A 2,291-nucleotide genomic window follows, 5' to 3' on the forward strand; every position below is an offset into this window, starting at 1 on the left:
TGACATAGAAGAAGACGAAGTTTTTGAAATTGGTTTAACTCCAAATCGAGCAGATGCCATGAGCCATTTTGGCGTGGCAAGAGACTTAAAAGCAGGACTTAAGCAAAAGGAAATCACAAAAGAACTGATTACCCCTTCTACTAGTCATTTTAATATAAATGATAGATCATTAAAAATTGATGTTGATGTTTTAAAAACTGAATTAGCTCCACGTTATTGTGGTGTAACTTTAAGTAATTTAATAATTCAACCATCACCTACTTGGCTACAAAACAGACTAAAATCTATAGGTCTTACCCCTAAAAATAATGTTGTTGACGCCACTAATTATGTTTTACACGAACTAGGGCAACCTTTGCATGCTTTTGATGCCGCAAAGATAAAAGGAAACAAGATAGAGGTAAAAACATTACCCCAAGGCACTAAATTCACTACACTTGACGGGATCGAAAGAACTTTACATGAAGATGATCTTATGATATGCGATATCGAAAAACCATTGTGTTTAGCTGGTGTATTTGGTGGATTAGGTTCTGGAGTTACAGAAGAGACTACTTCAATATTTTTAGAGAGTGCATATTTTAACCCTGTATCCATAAGAAAATCAGCTAAGAGACACGGCTTAAATACAGATGCATCGTTTAGATTTGAACGTGGAATTGATATTGAAAATGTAGAATACAGCCTAAAACGTGCCGCTCTTTTGATTAAAGAGATTGCTGGCGGGGAAATAACTTCTGATTTATACGACCTATACCCTAAAAAGCATCCTAATTTTCAAGTGTTCTTGGCTTTTGAAAAAATCAATAAGCTGATTGGGCAAGAAATTCCGCAAGACACTATTAAATCAATATTGGCATCTTTAGACATAAAGGTTAAGAATGTAACTGAAGCAGGCATGGGTCTTGAAGTACCCTCATACCGTGTAGATGTTCAGCGTCAAGTAGATGTAATCGAAGAAATTCTAAGGGTTTACGGTTATAATAATGTGGCTTTTAGCCAAAAATTAAATGCTTCTATAGCTACTACAGAAGCTGCGGCCGATCATACCATACAAAACACTATAGGTAATGCTTTAGCTTCAAAAGGGTATTATGAAATTCTAACCAATAGTTTAACGAACCCTGACTATACTTCTTTGTTAACAGATGAGGACGAGCAGCACAAATCTATTGAGATTATCAACCCACTTAGTGGTGATTTATCCATATTGAGAAGAACTTCATTATTTTCAGCTTTGGAAGCAGCGAGTTATAATATTAACCGTAGAAGAGCTAACCTTAAATTATTTGAATTTGGTAAAACTTATTATGCTAAAGGTGACAAACGAATTGAACCTAAATATTTAAGTATACTAATTAGTGGTGATTCAGTTCCTGATAGTTGGACCAATAAAGCAGTTGCCACAAACTTTTTTGAATTAAAATCTATAGTTAAATCTGTTCTTTTTAGATTAGGTTTATCTGACTTAAAAAGTACACCAACTACTTCATCTATATTTTCTGAAGGGTTATCATATACCCACAAGAAAAAAGAATTGGTTTCTTTTGGTCTAATAAAAAAATCTATATTAAAACATTTTGACATTAAGCAAGATGTTCTATATGCTGATTTTGATTGGGGCGCAGTTTTAAAACAAATAAAAACCACACCAGTTACTTACAAAGAAATACCTAAGCACCCAGAAGTAAAAAGAGATTTTGCGTTATTACTAGACAATAAGGCTACCTACAAGGAACTGCATGACCTTGCTTTTGGTGCAGAACGCAAGTATTTAAAAGACATGACACTCTTTGATGTTTATGAAGGTAAGAACCTTCCTGAAGGCAAAAAATCTTATGCAGTAAGCTTCACTTTACAAGATGACAAAAGTACTTTAACGGAAAAACAGATAGAAAAAATTATGTCAAAGTTACAGAATACCTATGAGCGTAATCTAGGAGCTACACTACGATAATTAAAGCATTTTTTCTGGAACAAAAACGGTATCAACTTCATGAATGATGCCGTTAGATTGATTTGAATCTGCGGTGGTTATAGTTGCACTGTTTCCAGATGCGTCTGTTAGCACAATATCTATACCTTGCATAGTAGCTGTAATCTTTTCTCCCTGTATGGTAGTAAATTTTGCAATGCCATTACCCCTACACATAGCTTGTAGCATTTTAGAGGCTGATAATTTATCTGCTATGATATGATAAGAAAGCATATCTTTTAATGCCTTTCTATTTTCAGGGTCATATAACTTATCAATGGTAGCTTTCGATAGTTTTTCAAACGCCATGTTAGAC

At 34.2% G+C, this 2,291-nt stretch carries 2 protein-coding genes; one reads left to right on the top strand and one right to left on the bottom strand.

Annotated elements, in window-relative coordinates; all coding sequences use genetic code 11:
- Positions 1–1,957 (top strand): phenylalanine--tRNA ligase subunit beta (pheT, locus tag ABJI11_RS18115; RefSeq protein ID WP_348355541.1); only part of this gene is annotated, 1,957 nt, incomplete at its 5' end.
- Here the strand turns inward: pheT and ABJI11_RS18120 are convergent.
- The coding region (locus ABJI11_RS18120) for a fasciclin domain-containing protein (RefSeq protein WP_348355544.1) at positions 1,958–2,291 on the bottom strand (334 nt) is incomplete at its 5' end.

Source organism: Maribacter sp. (genome assembly GCF_039968975.1).
Classification (GTDB): Bacteria; Bacteroidota; Bacteroidia; order Flavobacteriales; family Flavobacteriaceae; genus Maribacter.